Origin of the sequence: Nitratidesulfovibrio oxamicus (assembly GCF_015731765.1) — a bacterium.
In the GTDB taxonomy this organism is placed as follows: Bacteria; Desulfobacterota; Desulfovibrionia; order Desulfovibrionales; family Desulfovibrionaceae; genus Cupidesulfovibrio; species Cupidesulfovibrio oxamicus.
Window position 1 is genome coordinate 1 of sequence record NZ_VRYY01000211.1, and the last position, 4,235, is coordinate 4,235.

Genomic DNA, 4,235 nt, shown 5'->3' on the forward strand with positions numbered 1-4,235 from the left:
CCACGCGGCATAGGCGGGCGATGGCGCGGCCATGGCCCCAAGCTGCCCCACCAGCCCGCGCAGCCCGGCGTCCAGCGGGTTCAGCAGCAGGGCCTGGCGCAGCAGCCCGGTGCCGAACAGCACCCGCGCCTTCTGCTGCTGCGGGGGCAGCTTGTCCAGTTCGCCCAGCAGTTCGTTGGCCCCGGCCATGGCGTAGCCGGACTGGCTGAGGCCGTGCAGCAGGTGCAGGAACATCCATTTGGCGAGGGGGGCGTCGGTGGCGGGCATGAAACCTCCGGAAAATGTAAGGGCGCGGCCCCGCGCGGCGAGGCGTGCGCTTTCCGTAGCATATCGGCAGGTACGGGCAAAGCATGACACCCCGGCGCGCTCCGCGGCGGGCCAGCGCAGGGCGCCCCTGGGTGCATGCCGCCGCAATGTCAGCGGCACGATTCCCCATCGACCCGCACTATACAAGTTCGCAAATCTAATCAGTAACCCCCCATGCATATTGTAAAGACGTGTATCTATTGGTAAGCAATCACTTTCATTTTCCGTTCTAACCTTTGGGGAGGCACAACGTGTTGAAAAGGTTGATTCCCTTTCTGGCAGCAGCACTCCTGATGACAGGATGCGCCACCACCGAGCGGCCCAAGGCGGAACGCGTGGAGGGTGCACCGGCAGCGGTAAGTCCTACCGTGCAGCAGGCCGCCGCCATGGACAAGAAGGGCGTGAAGCGGAAAGTCGCCATCGGTCGCTTCACCAACGAGACCAAGTACGGCCAGAGCTTCTTTCTGGACAAGGATTCGCGCGACCGCCTGGGCAAGCAGGCCGTGGACATCCTGTCCTCCAAGCTGGTGGCCACCGAAAAGTTCATCCTCATCGAACGCGCCGACCTGGACAAGATACAGAAGGAACTGGGCATCGGCGGCGCGGGCGAATACCGCAACATGGCGGACTACCTGATTCTGGGCTCCGTCACCGAATTCGGGCGCAAGGACGTGGGCGACGTGGGCGTGTTCAGCCGCTCCAAGCGCCAGGTGGCCTTCGCCAAGGTGCACATCCGCCTGGTGGAGGTTTCCACCGGCCAGATCATCCATGCAGAGGAAGGCAGCGGCGAGGCCTATTCCGAGGCGGGCAGCATCATGGGCGTGGGCAGCCGCGCCGGGTACGACACCACGCTGAACGACAAGGCCATCGAGGCGGCCATCACCAACGTGTCGTCGAACATCATCGAAAACCTGCTGGAACGCCCCTGGAAGGGCTACATCCTGGCCCAGGAAGGCGGGCAGTACCTGATTTCCGGCGGCAAGACCCAGAACATCAAGGCGGGCGACCTGTTCGACGTGGTGGCCGAGGGGCAGAAGGTGCGCAACCCACAGACCAACATGGACATCGTCCTGCCCGGCAAGGTGGTGGGCAGGCTGCGCGTGGCCGCCACCCTGGGTGACACGCCGGAAAGCGAAGTTTCCGCCTGCGCGTTGCAGGAAGGTTCGCTGGCCGCGTGGGACGCCACCAACGATTACGGCAAACTGTTCATCCGCGAAGTTCGCTAGGGGGCATAATGCACAAGACATCCATACGCATCGCCACGCTGTCGGCGCTGGCCGCCGTGCTGCTGCTGACCGGGCTGTTCGCGGGCTGCGCCTCGCGCGAGGGCGTGGTGCAGGGCGACACCAAGGCCTATTTCTGGTTCACCGGCAACGCCAGGGGCGCCGTGGCCCGCCTGAACGACCTGCCCCCCTTCACCCTGGGGCAGTCCAGCGGCGCCAAGGACTGGAACACCACCCCCAAGACCAAGGACACCGTGTACGAGGTGGCTCCGGGCCGCTACACCGTCATCGTCGAACGCGACGGCGTGGTGGTGGTGAACCGCACCGTGCTGGTGGGCGCGGGCATGACCAAGGAGATTCTTGTCCCATGACCATGGCGCACGAGACCACTCACTCCCTGGCAAATCCCCTGCGAACCGCGCAACTGGCGCTGTTGGCCGCCGCCCTGTGCGTGCTGTGCACCGGTTGCGCCAAGCCCGGCAACGCCATGTACTGCATGGACAACTACTCCTCCACCCTCTACGCCTGCCGCAAGAACCCCGCGCAGGACCAGCAGGACAAGCACATCAAGGCCATGCAGGACATCGTGGCCAAGTCCGAACAGCGCAACCTGCCCGTGCCGCCCGGCATCTTCGCCGAGTTGGGCTACATCCACCTGAAGGCGGGCCAGATGGCCGAAGCGAAGAAGCACTTCGAAGCGGAAAACCGCCTGTACCCGGAATCCAAGGTGTTCACCGCGCGCCTGCTGGCCTGGGCGGACACCTCGTCCGGAACCGGAGCGGAGAAACCGGCGGCAGAAGACGCGGCCAGCAAGGGGGGCGTCATCACCCCCGCCGATGCGATAAACGACGCGCCCGTGCTGCCCGCCGGGGAGGGGGCCACCCATGAATAGGCTGATCGCCGCCGCGCTGCTGCTGGCCCTTGCCCTGCTGGGCGGCTGCGCCCACACCGCGCAGCAATCCACCAAGGCGGAACTCTTTCCGCTGATGTACGAACAGAAGCCGCGTTCCATCGTGGTGCTGCCGCCCATCAACGAATCCACGGCGGCGGACGCGCCCACGTATTATTCCACCACGATCCAGGAACCGCTGGTGTTCACCGGGTACTACGTGCTGCCGTACGAAGTGTCCTCGGACATCCTGGCCCATGAAGGCATCACCGACGGACATCAGTTGTACGACCTGCCGCTGAACACCCTGAAGGAATACTTCGGGGCCGACGCGGTGCTGTTTACCCGCATCAAGAAATGGGACACCTCGTACGCCGTGGTGGCCTCGTACCTGACCGTGGCCGTTGAGTGCGAGTTGAAGTCCACCACTACCGGCGAAAAGATGTGGAACTATTCCGGGACGGTGGTCATAGACCTGACCAACCACAACACCGGCGGCGGCCTGGCCGGGTTGCTGGTGCAGGTGGTGGTGACGGCCATGAACACCGCCATGGCCGACTACGTGCCCTACGCCATGCAGGCCAACGCCATCGCCCTCAACGCCATGCCCTTCGGGCCGTACCACCCGCAGCACGAGAAGGACACCGAACACAAGGTGTTCGTGCAGAAGGCCGCCGACAAGTAGGCGCGGAACCGCAGGCAATGAAAACATACGGGCGGGACCGCATGCGGTTCCGCCCGTTTTTCGTGCCGTGCGTCTGGCGGGGACTATTTGGAGCAATCCCGCAGGGAGTGTTGCCGAATCACGATGGCTCTAAAATCCCGGCGGGCACTCATACCCGCGCGCACGACGCTGGGCCAGGTCGCCCCCCGGTAGCGATTCGAAAAAATACACCGACTTGCTCTTGTCCGTGGCCAGAATGCCCTTGCAATAGGCCCCGCACGTACCGGGGTCGGTGGCGAAGCAGATGTTTTCGTACTCGAACTTCAGGAAATTGGTGGGCCACGAGTTGCAGTCGAACCGGCCTGACATGGGACAATCCAACCGTTTCACCTGCCCCGCCGCCACCACGCCCATGCCCTTGAGGTTGGCGATGTCGTCCAGCGCCATGGCGGGGCGGGCGGGAGCAAGCAGCACCGCCAGCAGCACAAGCACTGCCAGGGGCGCGCGGCGGACGAAGCCGGTTGCTTCGCCGTGCCCGATGTGGTCGGCACGGTCGCTCACGTGTCCGGCGCGCTGCGCCCGTTCGCGTGCCCTCCGGGTGCAAACTGATTGTGCCGCGTGCATTGTCCACCCCGTGCGTTCCGGTTGTTCCTGAGGTACTTGGCCCCACCATACCGTACCCGCAGCCCGCCGCAACCCCCCGCACAACATGGACACCCGGAAGATGCAGGCCACGGTGCGGACACCCTGCGCCCGCTGGCCGCCACGCCCGCACTCCACCGCTGATCGGGCCTCGTCCGGGGGAATCATCCGGCGGGAATCATCCGGCGGCATCATCCAATTGACGGCCCGCACCCACGCGGATAGACGATGACAACGGATGTACGCCACCTGAACGGGCGGCTGCGACCGGGATCAAACCGCCCGCGCCCCGTCCGTTCCCGACCGGCCCCGTCCCTTGTCCCAGCCGTCACCCGCCCAACGGAGGAACCGTGCCCGGCATTCGCCCGCTTCGCCTTTTCGCCACCGCCGCCACGCGGACCCCGCTGCCCCTTCTGGCGCTGCTGCTGACCGCGGCCCTGCTGCTTTCCGGCTGCGCCAAGCCCGCGCCCGCACCCGACGCCGCCCCCCCTGCCGCCCCCCCTGCCGCCAC

Annotated in this window: 5 protein-coding genes and 1 pseudogene; 4 read left to right on the forward strand and 2 right to left on the reverse strand. The window is 65.6% G+C overall.

The window, feature by feature from the left end; genetic code table 11:
* Positions 1–267 (reverse strand): annotated as a pseudogene (locus tag FVW20_RS08420) (glycosyltransferase); the annotation flags it as partial.
* A gap of 290 nt (positions 268–557) precedes the next feature.
* Between FVW20_RS08420 and FVW20_RS08425 the strand changes: the two are divergent.
* From FVW20_RS08425 to FVW20_RS08440, 4 genes are read left to right on the forward strand one after another with little or no spacing between them, the layout of a single operon-like run.
* Positions 558–1,532: a CsgG/HfaB family protein gene (locus FVW20_RS08425; protein WP_196609069.1), complete on the forward strand. Its 975-nt coding sequence runs from the start codon at positions 558–560 to the stop codon at positions 1,530–1,532.
* Between the two features lie 8 nt (positions 1,533–1,540).
* Complete coding sequence (locus FVW20_RS08430) at positions 1,541–1,900, forward strand: hypothetical protein (protein ID WP_196609070.1); 360 nt, start codon at positions 1,541–1,543, stop codon at positions 1,898–1,900.
* Positions 1,897–2,421 (forward strand): DUF4810 domain-containing protein, encoded by a 525-nt coding sequence (locus FVW20_RS08435; protein WP_196609071.1) that lies wholly within the window; start codon positions 1,897–1,899, stop codon positions 2,419–2,421. Before FVW20_RS08430 ends, FVW20_RS08435 begins: the two co-directional genes overlap by 4 nt.
* A complete protein-coding gene (locus FVW20_RS08440; protein ID WP_196609072.1) occupies positions 2,414–3,103 on the forward strand; it encodes a GNA1162 family protein in 690 nt (229 codons plus the stop codon). The genes FVW20_RS08435 and FVW20_RS08440 overlap by 8 nt, the downstream gene beginning before the upstream one ends.
* Before the next feature lie 129 nt (positions 3,104–3,232).
* Here the strand turns inward: FVW20_RS08440 and FVW20_RS08445 are convergent, their stop codons facing one another.
* Positions 3,233–3,643 (reverse strand): hypothetical protein, encoded by a 411-nt coding sequence (locus tag FVW20_RS08445; RefSeq protein ID WP_307831437.1) that lies wholly within the window; start codon positions 3,641–3,643, stop codon positions 3,233–3,235.
* Between the last annotated feature and the right edge of the window lie 592 nt (positions 3,644–4,235).